The following is a 15,446-nucleotide window of genomic DNA, read 5'->3' as shown; positions in this document are numbered from 1 at the left end:
GCGGACATTGGCCCCCGCCAGCCATGTGCGGGCGGCACGGGTGTACTGGCTGGCCTGCTGGCGGAGGGTTTGCAACCGGGGGCCGGCTTCCCTAGAGTGCCGCGCCATGGGACAGCGGACTTTGGACATAGACCTCGCCGGGGGCGACTGGCAGTGGATGGCCGTGCATGGCGGGGCCGTGCGCATCTGCCTGCCCGCGACCTGGACCCGCATCTATCGCGACGACGGCGGCCTGGCCCTGCAATCGCCGGCGATCTGGTCGTCCACCGCGGGTCATCCCATTGGCGGCCACCCGCTCGACCTGCTGGTGTCGGTCACGACCTACGCCAATGACTACGGCGTGGACGCCGAGGACGCGCTGCAGTACCTGGACCGCGACCACCTGCTGCCCCCGGGCGTGAGCGCCATGGCCTCGGGTGATCGCCGGTGGATCGCCTATTGCGCCGCCCTGCCGGTCACCCCGGCCCCGGACGGGGACGGCGCCGCCGCCGCCGCCGGTGGGCGCGTCGCCGAGGCGCAGATCTTCGTCTGGAAGATGGCGGACTTCCGGCCGCCGGACCGGGTGCGCGTCGCCACCCTACAGCTGTATGTGCCGGGGGAGGAGTTCTGGGTTCCCGGCCTGGGCGGCCTGCTGGATCGCCTGGGTGATGAGATCGGCCGCATGGAATTCGGTCCCGCCGACCAGGGCCCCGTCAGCGCCGTCACCATGCGCAACATCGTGCATGCCGACATCCTGCGTTTCCGCCTGCCCTGGGACTGGCGCAGCAGCGATGAGGACGAGGACGACCTGGGGGGGCCGCAGACCAGCCAGTTCCGCCGTCCCGATGAGGCCGAGGCGGATGAGATCCTGCGGGTGGTGGTCCACGACTATCCCCCGCCCGATGACATGGAGCCGGACCTGGCCTTGGAATCGGCGCTGGCCGCGGGCCTGGACTGGGAAGCGGTCACCCTTGGCGAGGACGAGTCGCTGCCCCCGGCCGTGCTGCTTCAGCGCATCGCGGCGCAGTTCGCCGATGGGCCGGATGGCCAGGTGGGCCTGGGCAGTGTCGATACCCTGGCCGATGACGAGGTCCTGGCGCGGTTCACCCACACGGCGGTGGAGGATGGGCGGCGCCGGCGCTGTCACCTGTGGCTGCGCGGGGCCGTGGTCGGGGGGCGCGCCACACTGGCCGTCTTCTCTTATGGTGTGCCCGAGGGGCTGCAGGGGTCGCCCCTGGCGGCCGATGCCGTCGCCATGCTGGAACGGGAAATCCGGCGCGCCCAGATCGGCGGCTATGAGTCCCTGCCTGTCGGCGATGCTCCCGCTAATGGCGATGACGGCCTGTTGCCGGGTGTCGCCGCGCCGTGGCCCGCTGGCGGCTGGGATGCCGGCAGCTGGGATGAGGACGACGCGGCCTTCGAGGACGATGACGATTTCGACGAGGACGGCGTCATCGACTCGGATGAGGAAGATGGTGGCCATCCCCGCCGCAAGGGCGACGATCCGGCCAAGAACTGAGGCGGCGCGGGCCTGACAGGGGCCGCTTTTCCGCTGGGGGATTCCCCGCCGGGGTCGTTCCCGGACAATGGAAATCAGACAATATGAACCAAAAGGGCAGCGGCCAGGTTGGCCGCCGCCCGGGTTCATTCATGTCCTGATCCCCTGCCCGACCCCCGGGGGATGGACCTTCCCATTCGCAAGGCCTGGGCCAGGGGATCAGCAGCGCCCTTGCGGTGTGCGGTCCAGCAGCGGATGCAAGCCCACGACGCGGCTGTCGGCGGCCTTGGCGGCGTCCTCCGCGGCCAGGGAGGCGAGGCCCAGCAGGTGGACCAGTTCCCCCATGTTATTGCGGCGTGCGTCCAGCGCCAGATTGTCCAGGCAATGCTTGATGGCGATGGCGGTAGTGCGGCGCGTGTCGGTCATGACTTTGTGCCCCAAGAGTGCGGGCGACCCCTCGCCCGGGGACCCGGCGGCCCCTGAAGTAATTACAGCACAGATCTCGGGCTTCAAGTCAACAGGAAGAATAAAAACTCAACCAGTGATACGCTATGCCTCGCGTGGCCGAGGTTGCTTGGTTGTGGACGGGAATAAGTTATAAATTTGCAGCAATAACGGTCTGTAAATCGCGCCGTTAACTCTGTGTTAATTCCACAAAAGTGGTATTCGGTCGATATTCACACGACATTCACTTCGCGCGCCCCAATTCTGACAAATTGTAACTTGCCGCATCAAATCGCGGGTAGCGGGTTCTCAGCCCGCATAGCGCAACAAGTGGTGCCACCACGGCAACACTACCCCCATGGCTGGCCCCCATGGCTGGCCCCCATGGCTGGCCCATAGGGGCCGGGCATGGGACCGGTAACGCTTCCGCGCTATGAAATAAGGGGCGTGCGCTGACGGCCACCCCATGCGTTTTCCAGGGGTGGGGCGCCGCAAAGCCGGTTGCAGCCGGGGCCGGCCCTGCCTATATCTGCGTTGCGATGCGGTCGCTCCCGCTTTCAGGATTGGGAGGGCCGTGCCATGGCAGGTGCCGCAGGGTGCTGGGCCATGATCGTGTTGAACGTGTCCCGTTTTAACAGGGGGACCGCCCCGGTGCCGGAAGGGCCGTCGCGCGTCTGCCACATCGGAAGGGTTTGAGCTATGAGCAAAGTCATCGGTATCGATCTCGGCACCACCAACTCCTGCGTGGCCGTCATGGAAGGCACGTCGGCCAAGGTGATCGAGAACGTCGAGGGCGCGCGCACCACGCCGTCCATGGTCGCCTTCACCCAGGGCGGGGAACGCCTGGTAGGCCAGCCGGCGAAGCGCCAGGCGGTGACCAACCCCGAGAACACCCTGTTCGCGATCAAGCGCCTGATCGGCCGCCGCTACGACGACCCGCTGACCCAGAAGGACAAGGGCCTGGTGCCCTACAAGATCATTTCGGGCGACAACGGCGACGCCTGGGTCGAATCCCACGGCGACAAGTACAGCCCCAGCCAGGTGTCCGCCTTCATCCTCCAGAAGATGAAGGAAACGGCCGAGAACTACCTCGGCGAAAAGGTGACCCAGGCCGTCATCACCGTGCCCGCCTACTTCAACGACAGCCAGCGCCAGGCGACCAAGGACGCCGGCCGCATCGCCGGTCTTGAAGTGCTGCGCATCATCAACGAGCCGACGGCCGCCGCGCTGGCCTACGGCATGGAGAAGAAGGGTTCCGGCATCGTCGCGGTCTACGACCTGGGCGGCGGCACCTTCGACGTCTCCGTTCTGGAAATCGGCGATGGCGTGTTCGAGGTGAAGTCCACCAACGGCGACACCTTCCTGGGTGGCGAGGACTTCGACAGCCGCATCATCGACTACCTGGCCGACGAGTTTAAGAAGGAGAACGGTATCGATCTCCGCAAGGACCGGCTGGCCCTGCAGCGCCTGAAGGAAGCCGCCGAGAAGGCCAAGATCGAGCTGTCTTCCGCCATGCAGACGGAAGTGAACCTGCCGTTCATCACCGCGGACCAGACCGGTCCGAAGCACCTGAACGTCAAGCTGACCCGCGCCAAGCTGGAAGCCCTGGTCGAGGATCTGGTCGCCCGCACGGTGGAGCCCTGCAAGGCCGCCCTGAAGGACGCCGGCCTGAAGGCCAGCGAGATCGACGAGGTCATCCTGGTCGGCGGCATGACCCGCATGCCCAAGATCATCGAGACGGTGAAGCAGTTCTTCGGCCGTGAGCCGCACCGTGGCGTGAACCCGGATGAGGTGGTGGCCGTCGGCGCCGCCATCCAGGGTGCCGTGCTGAAGGGTGAGGTGAAGGACGTCCTGCTGCTGGACGTGACCCCGCTGTCCCTGGGCATCGAAACCCTGGGCGGCGTGTTCACCCGCCTGATCGACCGCAACACCACGATCCCGACGAAGAAGAGCCAGACCTTCTCCACCGCCGAGGACAACCAGACGGCCGTCACCATCCGCGTCTTCCAGGGTGAGCGCGAGATGGCGGCGGACAACAAGATGCTGGGCCAGTTCGACTTGGTCGGCATTCCGTCGGCCCCGCGTGGCGTGCCGCAGATCGAGGTCACCTTCGACATCGACGCCAACGGCATCGTCAACGTCCAGGCCAAGGACAAGGCCACCGGCAAGGAGCAGGTGATCCGCATCCAGGCTTCCGGCGGCCTGTCGGACGCCGACATCCAGCGCATGGTCAAGGAAGCCGAAAGCCACGCCGCCGACGACAAGAAGCGTAAGGAGCTGGTGGAAGCCCGCAACCAGGCCGACGGCCTGATGCACTCCACCGAGCGGACGCTGAAGGAGAACGCGGAGAAGCTGCCGGCCGCCGAGAAGGCCGCCGCCGAGAAGGCCATCGCCGAGCTGAAGACCGCCCTGGAAGGCGAGGACGCGGCCGACATCAAGGCCAAGACCGAAGCCCTGGCCCAGGTTTCCATGAAGCTGGGTGAAGAGCTGTACAAGGCCGGCCAGGACACCGGCGCCGCCGGTGGCGAGGACCACGGCGCCGCCCATGGCGAGGGCTCGGAAAAGGTCGTCGACGCCGACTTCGAGGAAGTCGACGAAGACAAGAAGAAGTCCGCCTAAGTCTTTCTTAAGATGATCCGGGCAATGATCCACTAGGTATCGGGCCCGCCCGCCGGTGAAAACCGGGGGGCGGGCCTGTGCCCCATCAGGGGCCTGGCCCGCATGGGCCTTGGACTCTCATGGGGGCTAGGCAGGACCCGGGTTCTGGACACTCCCTGAAAGGGCTTAGGGCCGAACATGGCGAAGCAGGATTATTACGAACTTCTCGGCGTGGCGAAGAACGCCTCGGCCGATGACCTGAAAAAAGCGTACCGCAAGCTGGCCATGCAGTATCACCCCGACCGCAATCAGGGTGACAAGGCGGCTGAGCAGAAATTCAAGGAAGTCAGCGAAGCCTATGAGGTCCTGAAGGACGAGCAGAAGCGGGCGGCCTACGACCGCTTCGGCCATGCCGCCTTCGAGAACGGCGGCGGTCGCCCCGGCGGCGGCCCCGGTGGTTTCGATTTCGGCAGCGGCTTCGCCGACATCTTCGAAGAGATGTTCGGCGACTTCATGGGCGGCCGGCGCGGGGGCGGGCAGGGGCCCGGCCGCGGCAGCGACCTGCGCTACAACCTGGAAATCTCGCTGGAGGACGCCTTCAAGGGCACCTCCACCAACGTGCGCGTGCCGACCTCGGTCGCGTGCGACGTCTGCAACGGCACCGGCGCCGAGTCGGGCACGCAGCCCGTCACCTGCCCCACCTGCAACGGCGCGGGCAAGGTGCGGGCGCAGCAGGGCTTCTTCACCATCGAACGCACCTGCCCGGCCTGTTCCGGCGCCGGGCGGGTGATCAAGGACCCCTGCCGCAACTGCGGCGGCCACGGCCGCGTGCGCAAGGAAAAGACCCTTCAGGTCAACATCCCGGCCGGTGTCGAGGACGGCACCCGCATCCGCCTGTCGGGCGAGGGTGAGGCCGGGGCCCGTGGGGCGCCCCCGGGCGACCTCTACATCTTCCTGGCCATCGCCCCGCACGCGCTGTTCCTGCGGGATGGCGCCAACATCCAGTGCCGGGTGCCCATCCCCATGACCACGGCGGCCCTGGGCGGCACGGTCGAGGTGCCGACCATCGACGGCAGCCGCGCCCGCGTCTCCATCCCGCCGGGCACCCAAAGCGGGCACCAGTTCCGCCTGAAGGGCAAGGGCATGAGCGTGCTGCGCAGCACCCAGCGCGGCGACATGTATGTGACCGCCCTGGTCGAAACCCCGGTCAACCTGACGAAGCGCCAGCAGGAACTGCTGCGCGAGTTTGAGAAGGCCGGGGAAGAGAAGGGCGGAACCCACCCCGAGTCGGAAGGCTTCTTCGCCAAGGTGAAGGAGCTGTGGGCCGACCTGAAGGAATAAGGGTCGTTGAATCGCGCCGGCGCGCCGCCTCCTGCCTAAATGTTCGGGGGTGACGCGCCGGCGTTTTCTTTTGGGGAAGATGATGAAGCGTCTGTGCGTTTTCTGCGGCTCCAGCCCCGGCTTCGATCCGCAGTACCTGGAGGCCGCACGCGGCCTGGGCCGGGTTTTGGCCGGTGCCGGCATCGGCCTGGTTTACGGTGGCGCCTCCGTCGGCCTCATGGGCGCTGTGGCCGACGCCGTGATGGCGGCGGGCGGCCAGGTCATCGGCGTCATCCCGGAATCGCTGAAGAAGAAGGAAATCGCCCACGCCGGCCTGACCGACCTGCGCGTGGTCGCCTCCATGCACGAGCGCAAGGCCCTGATGGCGGAGCTGTCGGATGGCTTCATCGCCCTGCCCGGCGGCATCGGCACTTTCGAGGAACTGTTCGAGGTCTGGACCTGGGCCCAGCTGGGCCATCACCAGAAGCCCTGCGCCATCTATAACGTCGCCGGCTTCTATGACGGCCTGACCGCCTTCCTGGACAGCGTGGTGACCTCCGGCTTCCTGAAGCAGCACCACCGCGACATGCTGGTGACGGCCGACACGGCGGAGGCGTTGCTGGACAAGCTGCGGGCCTATCAGCCGCCGGCCGTGACCAAGTGGATCAAGCCGGACGAGCGCTGACAGGACACGGGGAAAGAATAAAGGCCGCCGGGAATGACCCAGGCGGCCTTTTCCTTGCCCGTGATTCAGGGCCCGCGCCTTACGCCGCGATCAGGTCATCGGCGGGGCCGAAGAACTCGTAATGGAGGCGGTCCGCCGCCACGCCCGCCAGGGCCAGGCCGCGGAGATAGGTGCGTAGGAAGGGCTTGGGCCCGCACAGGTAGATATCGGCTTGGTGTAGAGGCGTGTTCTCCCGCAGCCAGTCGATGCTGATGAACCCCTCCCCATCATGGGTGACGCCCAGGCGGTCCTGCGGGTGCGGATCGCTATAGAAGGTGGCGACCTTGATGGTGGGGTGGCGGGCGGCGAGGGCCCGGACATGGGCGTCCATGGCATGGGTGGTGCCGTTCAGCGCGCCGTGGATGTAGTGCGTCTCCAGGCCCGGATGCCGGGCGGCGATCTCCTCCACCATGCTGACCATGGGGGTCAGGCCGACCCCGCCCGACAGCAGTATGACCGGACGTGTCGGCGCCTCGGCCAGGAAGAAGTCGCCGGCCGGTGGCGTGGCCTCGATGACGTCGCCCACCTGGACGTGGTCGTGCAGGTGGCGGGAGCCGCCGTTGCCGTTGGCCTCCCGCTTCACGGAGATGCGGTATTGCCCGGCCTGCGGGGCGCAGGAGATGGAGTAGGTGCGCTTCACCTCGGTGCCGTCGCTCAAGGGGAAGCGGAAGGTCAGGTACTGGCCTGGCTTGTGCCGCGGGACGGCGCCGCCATCCGCCGGCCGCAGGATGAAGGAGGTGATGACCCCGCTTTCGCGCACCTTGTCGGCCACGGTGAAGCGGCGCCAGCCGGTCCAGCCCCCCTCCTGCGCCGCCACGTCGCCGCGCAGCACGGCTTCGCGGACCTTCAGCACCTCCGCCAGGAACCAGTAGGCCTCCCCCCAGGCGTTCAGCACGGCGTCGGTCGCGGCGTCGCCCAGCACCTCCTTGATGGCGCCCAGCAGGGCGGTCGCCACAAAGGGGTAATGCTCCGGCAGGATGTGATAGCCGACGTGCTTGTGGGCGATGCGCTCCACCACCGGGACCAGGGCGCCCAGGTTATCGATATTGCGGGCATAGGCCAGGATGGCGCCGGCCAGGGCGTGCACCTGGGCACCGTCCTTGCCCTGGTTGGCGTGGTTGAACAGGGCACGGATATGCGCGTCCTGGAACAGGCGGCGGTACATGGCCGTGGTGATGGCGGGGCCATGTTCGGCCAGCAGGGGCACCGTGGCCTTGACCAACGCGACGGTTTCCGGGCTCAGCGACGTGGGCATTTCAAGCTCCTGTGGCGGCGGTGACATAACATTCATTTTCAATGAATGTATTTGTGATCGGCTAAATGTCGTATGTCAAATACATCTTTCTGAGAGGACATTGACGCTTCGGGATAGGAAATGCGCCCATGAAAAAGGCCGCCGGGAAGCCCTCGGCGGCCTTGTTCGCGTCTGTCTTGTTTGCGTCTGGGGTGACGACGGTTAATGTCTTTCCGACTTGATCAGAATCGCCGGAAAAACATTAAGCATCTGGTTTGGCGTGTGATTCACGCTTCAGGCACCTGAAGCGATCACACTCTAAAGCGGTGTCACCAGCCGGCCCAGCGGCCGGCCGCCCAGGATGTGGACGTGATAATGCGGCACTTCCTGGTGGCTGTCGGGCCCATGGTTGGAGATCAGGCGATAGCCGGAGCCTTCGACCCCCGCCTCGGCGGCGATGCGGCTGACGGCGCGGGTGAAGGCGGCGATCTCGGCATCGCTGGCCTTGGCCCCGAAGTCGGCGGCGCTGACATAGGCGCCCTTGGGGATCACCAGGATGTGGGTCGGGGCCTGGGGGTGGATGTCGTGGAAGGCCAGGACGTGGTCGTCCTCATAGGCCTTCTTGCAGGGGATCTCGCCGCGCAGGATGCGGGCGAAGATGTTGGTCGTGTCATAGGACATCTTTGATTTCTCCCTCAAGCGCCGGGCGGCCACGAAACTGCCGGCAGGCGGGTCAGCCCTTGCGGTTCTTCTTTTCCTCGATGCCGCTGACGCCCTGGCGGGCGGCCAGGACGGCATAAATGTCATCCGGGGTCAGGCCGGCATCGGCCCACAGCACCAGCAGATGATACAGCAGGTCGGCTGATTCGGACGCCAGCTTGTCGCGGTCGCCGCGCATGGCCTCGATCACCGCCTCCACCGCCTCCTCACCCACCTTCTGGGCGATCTTGGCCGTGCCGCGGCTGAACAGCCGGGCGGTGTGCGAGGTTTCGGGATCGGCCCCCTTGCGCGCCAGGATGGTGGCGTACAGGTCGCGCAGCGGCTCGCCCCCCTTGGGAACCATTGGTCCCTTTCCCGCCATGGTCAGGCCCCCCGCATGGGAATGCCGGCGGCGGCCATGTGGGCCTTGGCCTCGGCGATGGAATAGGTGCCGAAGTGGAAGATGCTGGCGGCCAGCACGGCCGAGGCGTGCCCCTGGGTGACGCCCTCCACCAGATGGTCCAGGGTGCCGACCCCGCCGGAGGCGATCACCGGCACCGGCACGGCGTCGGCCACGGCGCGGGTCAGTTCCAGGTCAAAGCCGCTCTTGGTGCCGTCGCGGTCCATGGACGTCAGCAGGATTTCGCCGGCGCCGTAGTCCGCCATGCGGCAGGCCCACTCCACCGCGTCCAGCCCCGTTTCCTTGCGGCCGCCGTGGGTATAGACGCCCCAGCCGCCATCAGGGCGACGCTTGGCGTCGATGGCCACCACCACGCACTGGGCGCCGAACTTCTCCGCCGCCTCACGCACGAATTCCGGCCGGCTGACGGCGGCGCTGTTGATCGACACCTTGTCGGCGCCGGCCAGCAGCAGCTTGCGGATGTCCTCCACCACGCGCACCCCGCCGCCCACCGTCAGGGGCATGAACACCTGCTCCGCCGTGCGGCGCACGACGTCGAAGATGGTGTCGCGGCCCTCATGGCTGGCGGTGATGTCCAGGAAGGTCAACTCGTCCGCCCCGGCGGCGTCATACAGGCGCGCCTGTTCCACCGGGTCGCCGGCATCCACCAGGTCGACGAAGTTGACGCCCTTGACCACGCGCCCGTCCTTCACGTCCAGGCAGGGGATGATGCGGCGTTTCAGCATCACACCATCTCCTTGGGGCGGTTCAGCAGGGCCAGCGCCGCCACTGGGTCGATGCGGCCGTCATACAGGGCGCGGCCGCAGATGACGCCGGTGATGCCCGTGTCCTCCTGCCGCTTCAGCGCCGTCAGGTCGGCGATGCTGGACACCCCGCCCGAGGCGATGACCGGCGTGGTCAGGTGCGAGGCCAGGTCCGCCGTCGCCTCCACGTTCACGCCGCCCAGGGCGCCGTCGCGGTCGATGTCGGTGTAGATGATGGCGGCCACGCCGGCATCCTCGAACTTCAGGGCCAGGTCCAGGGCGGTGATGTCCGATGCTTCGGCCCAGCCCTCCACCGCCACGCGGCCGTCACGGGCGTCGATGCCCACGGCCACGCGGCCGGGGAACAGGCGGCAGGCCTGCTTCACCAGCTCGGGGTCGCGCACGGCGATGGTGCCCAGGATCACCCGCTCCACCCCGCGCTTCAGCCAATCCTCGATGGTGGCGAGATCGCGGATGCCGCCGCCCAGTTGCACCGGCAGCTTCACCCGGTCCAGGATGGCGGCCACGGCGTCGCCGTTGACCGGCCGGCCGGCGAAGGCGCCGTTCAGGTCGACCAGATGCAGCCATTCGAAGCCCTGCGCCGCGAACCGCGCCGCCTGGTCGGCCGGGTCGGTGTTGAACACCGTCGCCTGGTCCATGTCGCCGCGCACCAGGCGCACGCAGGCGCCGTCCTTAAGGTCGATGGCCGGATAAATGATCATGGTTCGCCCTAGTCCCGCTTGATGTCTGGTGGCCGGTCTTCCTGCCGGCTGGGTTCAGTCAGGTCTTTGTAAAAGAACAGGCCCGGGATATCCCGGCCGTCCACCCGCGCATAATGGGGATGGCTGCCCCATTCGATGTAGCCCAGCGCCCGGTACAGCGCGATGGCCGCATGCTGGGAGGCGCGGACGTCCAGGTTCAGGATGCGGAAGCCGGCCGCGCGCGCCTCCGCCTCCACCGCCAGGGTCAGCGCGCGCGCCAGGCCATGGCCCCGCGCCCAGGGGGCGACGAAGCTGGTGGTCAGGTTGCAGGCGAAGCTCTGCGCCTCGTTGTTACGGGTGGGGCGCACCAACTGGGCGGAGCCGGCGACGGCACTGTCCAGCCGGCCGACCACCAGGGTGCGCTCCGGCACCGCCATCACGCCCTTCCAATAGCGCTCCATGGCCTCGCGGGCCGGCGGCGCCACCCAACCGAAGCCACCGCCATCGCGTATGGCCAGGTCGGCGGCATCGCACAGGTCGTCCATGTCGCCGGGGCGCAGGCGTTCCACCACCTCCACGGTGATCTGGGAGCCGGGGGCGGCCGGCTGGTGGGCACCGGTCATGGGAACCTCGAGACTGGAGATGGGGCGCGGCCAGGATCGGCCACATCCCATAGCTGGGGGGCCGGGCTCAGGGTGTCCAGCCCAGGAAATTGGCGATCAGCCGCAGGCCGGTGGCCTGGCTTTTCTCCGGATGGAACTGGGTGCCCGCCAGATTGTCGCGGCCGACCAGGGCGGGCACGACGCCCGCGTAATCGGCGTGCGCCTTCAGCAGGGTGGGGTCGCCCACCTTGAGGCCGTAGGAATGCACGAAATAGACATGCGCGCCCGGGGCGATGCCGTCCAGCAGGGGATGCTTCGGCTGGTCCAGCACCAGCTCGTTCCATCCCATGTGCGGGATCTTCAGCGTGGGATCGGCCGGGGTCAGTCGTTCCACCACCGCATCGATCCAGCCCAACCCTGGGTGAACGCCATGTTCCCGGCCCTCGCGCGCCATCAGCTGCATGCCGACGCAGATGCCCAGGAAAGGCTGGCCACGACGGATGACCGCCTCTTCCAGCGCGTCGCGCAGCCCGTCCACGGCCAACAGCCCGCCCATGCAGTCGGCGAAGGCGCCCACGCCGGGCAGGATGATGCGATCGGCCTTGGCGATGGCGTCCGGGTCGGCGGTGACGGTGACCGTCAGGCCATGGTGGCCCGCCTCATGCCCGGCCCGTTCCACCGCCTTGGCGGCGGACCGCAGGTTGCCGGAGCCGTAGTCGATGAGCGCCACGGAGGCGGGAGAGGTCGCGGTCATTGAAGCGAACCCTGTGACTGTAAGGAAGGATCAGAGCGAGCCGCCCAGCACACCCTTGGTGGAGGGCACGGCGTCGGCCTTGCGCGGGTCGATCTCGATGGCGGCGCGCAGCGCCCGCGCCAGGGCCTTGTAACAACTCTCCACGATGTGGTGGTTGTTCTCCCCGTACAGGTTTTCCATGTGCAGGGTGGCACCGGCGGCGAAGGCGAAGGCCTGGAACCATTCCTTGAACAGTTCCGTGTCCATCTCGCCCAGCTTGTCGCGGGTGAACTGGACCTTCCAGATCAGGTAGGGCCGGTTGGACAGGTCGATGGCCGCGCGGGTCAGCGTCTCATCCATGGGGATGTAGGCGTGGCCATAGCGGTTGATGCCGCGCCGGTCGCCCAGCGCCTTGGCCACGGCCTCGCCGATGGCGATGCCGGTGTCCTCGGTCGTATGGTGGAAATCGATGTGCAGGTCGCCCACCGCGCGCACCGTCAGGTCGATGAGCGAATGGCGCGACAGCTGCTCCAGCATATGGTCAAGAAAGCCGATGCCGGTCGATACGTCGTAACGCCCGGTACCGTCGAGATCCACGGTCACGCTGATCTGCGTTTCCTTGGTCTTGCGCTCCACAGTGCTGCTGCGGGCGCCTGCTGGTTCGTTCCTGTCCATAAGCACTACTTAGCAGCAAGGCTGTTACCGTGAAAGGGGCGGAGCATAGACTCTGGCGCATGGCTTGACCCGCATCATCGCCATCCCACATACCGTGGGCCCTTATCCGATTTCCCGTTTTCCAACCGGAACCGCTTCCCATGTCCGACTACGGCAAGACCCACGACCCCATCCAGTGGCACGGCACCACCATTCTCTCCGTCCGCAAGAACGGCCAGGTGGTGGTGGCCGGCGACGGCCAGGTGTCGGTGGGCAACACGGTGATGAAGTCCAACGCCCGCAAGGTCAGGCCGCTGGCCGGCGGTTCGGTCATGGCCGGTTTCGCCGGCGCCACGGCCGACGCCATGACCCTGTTCGAACGGCTGGAGGCCAAGCTGGAACAGTATCCGGGCCAGCTCACCCGCGCCGCCGTGGAATTGGCCAAGGACTGGCGCACCGACCGCTACCTGCGCCGGCTGGAGGCCATGATGGCCGTGGCCGACCGCCAAGCCAGCCTGATCCTGACCGGCAACGGCGACGTGCTGGAACCGGAGGACGGCATCATCGGCATCGGTTCCGGCGGCCCCTACGCCCTGGCCGCCGCCCGCGCCCTGATCGACCAGCCCGACCTGGATGCGGAGGCCATCGCCCGCAAGGCGCTGGGCATCGCCGCCGACATCTGCGTCTACACCAACCGCAATATCACCCTGGAAAAGCTGTGAGCCCGGCGATGACCTCGTTCTCCCCCCGCGAAATCGTCTCGGAACTGGATCGCTACATCGTCGGCCAGAAGGATGCGAAGCGCGCCGTTGCCATCGCCCTGCGCAACCGCTGGCGCCGCCAGCAATTGCCGGACGGCCTGAAGGAGGAGGTTCTGCCCAAGAACATCCTCATGATCGGCCCCACCGGCGTGGGCAAGACCGAGATCGCGCGCCGCCTGGCCAAGCTGGCCCAGGCCCCCTTCCTGAAGGTGGAGGCGACGAAGTTCACCGAGGTGGGCTATGTCGGCCGCGACGTCGAACAGATCGTCCGCGACCTGGTGGAGATCGCCATCACCCTCACGCGCCAGCGCCTGCGCAAGGAGGTGGCGGCCAAGGCCGAACTGCGCGCCGAGGAACGGGTGCTGGACGCCCTGGTGGGCGAGGGCGCCTCGGCCGAAACCCGGCAGAAGTTCCGCAAGATGCTGCGCGAGGGCCAGCTGAACGACAAGGAGATCGAGGTCCAGGTGCAGGACAACGCCGCGTCCGCCCCGGCCTTCGACATCCCCGGCATGCCCGGCGGCAGCATGAGCATGATCAATCTGGGCGACATCTTCGGCAAGGCCTTCGCCGGCCGCACCAAGGCCCGCCGCATGACGGTGGCGGAAAGCCATACCGTGCTGATGGCCGAGGAGTCCGACAAGCTGCTGGACAATGAGACGGTGGTGGCCGAGGCCATCCACGCCGTCGAGCAGAACGGCATCGTCTTCCTGGATGAGATCGACAAGATCACGGCGCGTTCCGAGAACCGGGGCGGCGGCGACGTCAGCCGCGAAGGCGTGCAGCGCGACCTGCTGCCCCTGATCGAGGGCACGACGGTCAACACCAAGCATGGCGCGGTGAAGACCGACCACATCCTGTTCATCGCGTCCGGCGCCTTCCATGTGGCCAAGCCGTCCGACCTGCTGCCCGAACTGCAGGGCCGCCTGCCCATCCGCGTGGAACTGAAGCCCCTGACCGAGGAGGACTTCCGCCGCATCCTGACGGAGCCGGAGGCCAGCCTGATCAAGCAGTACGTGGCCCTGCTGAAGACCGAGGACGTGGCCCTCAGCTTCACCGACGACGCCATCGACGAGCTGGCGCGCCTGGCGGTGCAGATCAACAGCACGGTGGAGAACATCGGTGCGCGGCGCCTGCACACCGTGCTGGAACGCCTGTTGGAGGAGATCAGCTTCACCGCCGCCGACCAGGCCGGCAGCAGCGTGGCCATCGACGCCGCCTATGTGCGGGAGAAGGTGTCGGACTTGGCCAAGAACGCCGACCTCAGCAAGTTCATCCTGTAACGCCGTCGGCCCGAGGGTCGACAGAGGGAAGGGCGGGGCCGTCGGGTCCCGCCCTTTTTCATGAGCGCTTTTCGGGGCGCCGCGCGCCGCCCTTCACGTCCGCCCAAGCCGGGATGGCGACGCCGGGTTAAGACAACGGTGTCTTGGCTTTTTAATCCGTTAATGGATTATTTGACTTAAATTTCATTTGCGATCGAAGTGTGTGATCTATGACACAGAGACTCTCTTTAATGAAAATATAGACTATTTATACCTTAAGGGGGGTTTGATAGGCCCCACGGGTAACTTTATTGTTCCCGCACAGGATCAACCCAGGAACATGACATCCGGGGGCAAGATGAACAGCGACGCAGGAGAGACGGTGGCGGACCTGCCACTGGTTCGGGTGAGGCCAACGGCGGACAAGAGCGCCGGGCGCTGGCTTTTGCTGGCCGTGACCGCCGTGGGCATGATCCTGCTGGCGGCCTGGTCGTCCTCGGGCGAGACCAATGCCGCGCCGACCAAGGTACCGGCACAATTGTCGGGGGCCCCGGCCGAACAATAACCTGGTCTGATCAGGTCCGATTGTTCGCCGGGCGGCCTTTGGGCCGCCTTTTTTATTGGCTGAATCGCTCGATATTTTATTCCCGGGGGCATCCAGGGGGGCTGCCTTAGGGGGGGCCGGCCGCCGGATCGCGTCCGGCCCAAACGGTGTCAGGCATGCCCCAGGACGGGTTCCACCGGGGGGGCCTTGGCCGCCGGGACCTTGGCGGGGGCCGCCTTGATGGTGGGCTTGGCCGTCTTCTGGGCCACGCTGCGCATCAGCTTCAGGACATCGTCGCGGTAAACGCCGTCGCGCTCCATCATCAGGCGGACCACCGGGTCCTCCAGCATGTCGGTCAGGCGGGGTTCGTGGTGCACCATCATCATGTTCACCCTCCCTTCTCGGGTCCGTCACGGGCATCGTCCCAAGCCTGCGCCAGGCCGGGGGTTCCAAGGCCCACCCCCTTTTCCATCAAGGGGGCCGGGGCCGGCCATCCGCCGCCATGGATCAAGCATGACCATGGCAGACGGCT

Annotated in this window: 17 protein-coding genes; 7 read left to right on the top strand and 10 right to left on the bottom strand. The window is 66.9% G+C overall.

Annotated features, from left to right (window positions below; all coding sequences use genetic code 11):
• The first annotated feature begins 121 nt into the window (after nucleotides 1–121).
• Nucleotides 122–1,498 (top strand): hypothetical protein, encoded by a 1,377-nt coding sequence (locus ULB03_RS06115; RefSeq protein WP_322482356.1) that lies wholly within the window; start codon nucleotides 122–124, stop codon nucleotides 1,496–1,498.
• Nucleotides 1,499–1,696: 198 nt separating this feature from the next.
• Here ULB03_RS06115 and ULB03_RS06110 read toward each other — a convergent pair whose 3' ends face one another.
• Nucleotides 1,697–1,903 (bottom strand): hypothetical protein, encoded by a 207-nt coding sequence (locus tag ULB03_RS06110; RefSeq protein WP_322482355.1) that lies wholly within the window; start codon nucleotides 1,901–1,903, stop codon nucleotides 1,697–1,699.
• A gap of 717 nt (nucleotides 1,904–2,620) precedes the next feature.
• Between ULB03_RS06110 and dnaK the strand changes: the two genes are divergently transcribed.
• From dnaK to ULB03_RS06095, 3 genes are all read left to right on the top strand, one after another.
• A complete protein-coding gene (gene dnaK, locus ULB03_RS06105) occupies nucleotides 2,621–4,540 on the top strand; it encodes a molecular chaperone DnaK (protein ID WP_145733169.1) in 1,920 nt (639 codons plus the stop codon).
• 177 nt (nucleotides 4,541–4,717) lie between these two features.
• Nucleotides 4,718–5,860, top strand: a complete 1,143-nt coding sequence (dnaJ, locus tag ULB03_RS06100; protein ID WP_322482354.1) for a molecular chaperone DnaJ — start codon at nucleotides 4,718–4,720, stop codon at nucleotides 5,858–5,860.
• 79 nt (nucleotides 5,861–5,939) lie between these two features.
• Nucleotides 5,940–6,524 carry a TIGR00730 family Rossman fold protein gene (locus ULB03_RS06095; RefSeq protein WP_322482353.1) on the top strand — a complete coding sequence of 195 codons (585 nt, stop codon included), beginning with the start codon at nucleotides 5,940–5,942 and terminating at the stop codon, nucleotides 6,522–6,524.
• A 79-nt stretch (nucleotides 6,525–6,603) separates the two neighbouring features.
• Here the strand turns inward: ULB03_RS06095 and hmpA are convergent, their stop codons facing one another.
• From hmpA to hisB, 8 genes are all read right to left on the bottom strand, one after another.
• Nucleotides 6,604–7,818, bottom strand: coding sequence for an NO-inducible flavohemoprotein (gene hmpA / locus ULB03_RS06090; RefSeq protein WP_322482352.1), 1,215 nt, complete (start codon nucleotides 7,816–7,818; stop codon nucleotides 6,604–6,606).
• Between the two features lie 297 nt (nucleotides 7,819–8,115).
• On the bottom strand, nucleotides 8,116–8,478 hold the full coding sequence (locus ULB03_RS06085) for a histidine triad nucleotide-binding protein (protein WP_322482351.1): 363 nt from the start codon (nucleotides 8,476–8,478) through the stop codon (nucleotides 8,116–8,118).
• 52 nt (nucleotides 8,479–8,530) lie between these two features.
• Entirely contained in the window at nucleotides 8,531–8,860 is a 330-nt protein-coding gene (locus tag ULB03_RS06080; RefSeq protein WP_322482350.1) for a phosphoribosyl-ATP diphosphatase, read from the bottom strand.
• Between the two features lie 20 nt (nucleotides 8,861–8,880).
• Nucleotides 8,881–9,642 carry an imidazole glycerol phosphate synthase subunit HisF gene (hisF, locus tag ULB03_RS06075; protein WP_322482349.1) on the bottom strand — a complete coding sequence of 254 codons (762 nt, stop codon included), beginning with the start codon at nucleotides 9,640–9,642 and terminating at the stop codon, nucleotides 8,881–8,883.
• Nucleotides 9,642–10,382, bottom strand: a complete 741-nt coding sequence (gene hisA / locus ULB03_RS06070) for a 1-(5-phosphoribosyl)-5-[(5-phosphoribosylamino)methylideneamino]imidazole-4-carboxamide isomerase (RefSeq protein WP_322482348.1) — start codon at nucleotides 10,380–10,382, stop codon at nucleotides 9,642–9,644. Before hisA ends, hisF begins: the two co-directional genes overlap by 1 nt.
• Before the next feature lie 8 nt (nucleotides 10,383–10,390).
• Complete coding sequence (locus ULB03_RS06065) at nucleotides 10,391–10,984, bottom strand: GNAT family N-acetyltransferase (RefSeq protein WP_322482347.1); 594 nt, start codon at nucleotides 10,982–10,984, stop codon at nucleotides 10,391–10,393.
• Nucleotides 10,985–11,051: 67 nt separating this feature from the next.
• Nucleotides 11,052–11,717 (bottom strand): imidazole glycerol phosphate synthase subunit HisH, encoded by a 666-nt coding sequence (hisH, locus tag ULB03_RS06060; protein ID WP_322482346.1) that lies wholly within the window; start codon nucleotides 11,715–11,717, stop codon nucleotides 11,052–11,054.
• 30 nt (nucleotides 11,718–11,747) lie between these two features.
• The gene (hisB, locus tag ULB03_RS06055; protein WP_322482345.1) at nucleotides 11,748–12,371 is read right to left on the bottom strand and encodes an imidazoleglycerol-phosphate dehydratase HisB; all 624 of its coding nucleotides are present in this window, start codon (nucleotides 12,369–12,371) and stop codon (nucleotides 11,748–11,750) included.
• Nucleotides 12,372–12,511: 140 nt separating this feature from the next.
• On the opposite strand from hisB, the gene hslV reads away from it, so the two are divergent.
• The 3 genes from hslV to ULB03_RS06040 all read left to right on the top strand — a co-directional run bounded on the left by hslV (nucleotide 12,512) and on the right by ULB03_RS06040 (nucleotide 14,935).
• Entirely contained in the window at nucleotides 12,512–13,072 is a 561-nt protein-coding gene (gene hslV / locus ULB03_RS06050) for an ATP-dependent protease subunit HslV (protein WP_322482344.1), read from the top strand.
• An 8-nt stretch (nucleotides 13,073–13,080) separates the two neighbouring features.
• Nucleotides 13,081–14,391 (top strand): ATP-dependent protease ATPase subunit HslU, encoded by a 1,311-nt coding sequence (hslU, locus tag ULB03_RS06045; protein WP_322482343.1) that lies wholly within the window; start codon nucleotides 13,081–13,083, stop codon nucleotides 14,389–14,391.
• A 319-nt stretch (nucleotides 14,392–14,710) separates the two neighbouring features.
• Nucleotides 14,711–14,935 carry a hypothetical protein gene (locus ULB03_RS06040; RefSeq protein ID WP_322482342.1) on the top strand — a complete coding sequence of 75 codons (225 nt, stop codon included), beginning with the start codon at nucleotides 14,711–14,713 and terminating at the stop codon, nucleotides 14,933–14,935.
• 149 nt (nucleotides 14,936–15,084) lie between these two features.
• Here ULB03_RS06040 and ULB03_RS06035 read toward each other — a convergent pair whose 3' ends face one another.
• A complete protein-coding gene (locus ULB03_RS06035; protein ID WP_322482341.1) occupies nucleotides 15,085–15,300 on the bottom strand; it encodes a hypothetical protein in 216 nt (71 codons plus the stop codon).
• Between the last annotated feature and the right edge of the window lie 146 nt (nucleotides 15,301–15,446).

Origin of the sequence: Nitrospirillum goiasense (assembly GCF_034427435.1) — a bacterium.
Lineage (GTDB): Bacteria > Pseudomonadota > Alphaproteobacteria > Azospirillales > Azospirillaceae > Nitrospirillum.
Note: the sequence above shows the minus strand (reverse complement) of the source record. Positions and strands in the feature narration are given on the sequence as shown.

What these genes read in the sequence shown, in the direction of transcription:
- hslV (WP_322482344.1), top strand. Translation starts at nt 12,512, where the DNA reads ATGTCCGACTACGGCAAGACCCACGACCCCATCCAGTGGCACGGCACC.
- ULB03_RS06085 (WP_322482351.1), bottom strand. Translation starts at nt 8,478, where the DNA reads ATGTCCTATGACACGACCAACATCTTCGCCCGCATCCTGCGCGGCGAG.
- hisF (WP_322482349.1), bottom strand. Translation starts at nt 9,642, where the DNA reads ATGCTGAAACGCCGCATCATCCCCTGCCTGGACGTGAAGGACGGGCGC.
- ULB03_RS06065 (WP_322482347.1), bottom strand. Translation starts at nt 10,984, where the DNA reads ATGACCGGTGCCCACCAGCCGGCCGCCCCCGGCTCCCAGATCACCGTG.
- hisH (WP_322482346.1), bottom strand. Translation starts at nt 11,717, where the DNA reads ATGACCGCGACCTCTCCCGCCTCCGTGGCGCTCATCGACTACGGCTCC.
- hslU (WP_322482343.1), top strand. Translation starts at nt 13,081, where the DNA reads ATGACCTCGTTCTCCCCCCGCGAAATCGTCTCGGAACTGGATCGCTAC.
- ULB03_RS06040 (WP_322482342.1), top strand. Translation starts at nt 14,711, where the DNA reads ATGACATCCGGGGGCAAGATGAACAGCGACGCAGGAGAGACGGTGGCG.
- dnaK (WP_145733169.1), top strand. Translation starts at nt 2,621, where the DNA reads ATGAGCAAAGTCATCGGTATCGATCTCGGCACCACCAACTCCTGCGTG.
- ULB03_RS06035 (WP_322482341.1), bottom strand. Translation starts at nt 15,300, where the DNA reads ATGATGATGGTGCACCACGAACCCCGCCTGACCGACATGCTGGAGGAC.
- ULB03_RS06080 (WP_322482350.1), bottom strand. Translation starts at nt 8,860, where the DNA reads ATGGTTCCCAAGGGGGGCGAGCCGCTGCGCGACCTGTACGCCACCATC.
- dnaJ (WP_322482354.1), top strand. Translation starts at nt 4,718, where the DNA reads ATGGCGAAGCAGGATTATTACGAACTTCTCGGCGTGGCGAAGAACGCC.
- hisA (WP_322482348.1), bottom strand. Translation starts at nt 10,382, where the DNA reads ATGATCATTTATCCGGCCATCGACCTTAAGGACGGCGCCTGCGTGCGC.
- ULB03_RS06095 (WP_322482353.1), top strand. Translation starts at nt 5,940, where the DNA reads ATGATGAAGCGTCTGTGCGTTTTCTGCGGCTCCAGCCCCGGCTTCGAT.
- ULB03_RS06110 (WP_322482355.1), bottom strand. Translation starts at nt 1,903, where the DNA reads ATGACCGACACGCGCCGCACTACCGCCATCGCCATCAAGCATTGCCTG.
- hmpA (WP_322482352.1), bottom strand. Translation starts at nt 7,818, where the DNA reads ATGCCCACGTCGCTGAGCCCGGAAACCGTCGCGTTGGTCAAGGCCACG.
- hisB (WP_322482345.1), bottom strand. Translation starts at nt 12,371, where the DNA reads ATGGACAGGAACGAACCAGCAGGCGCCCGCAGCAGCACTGTGGAGCGC.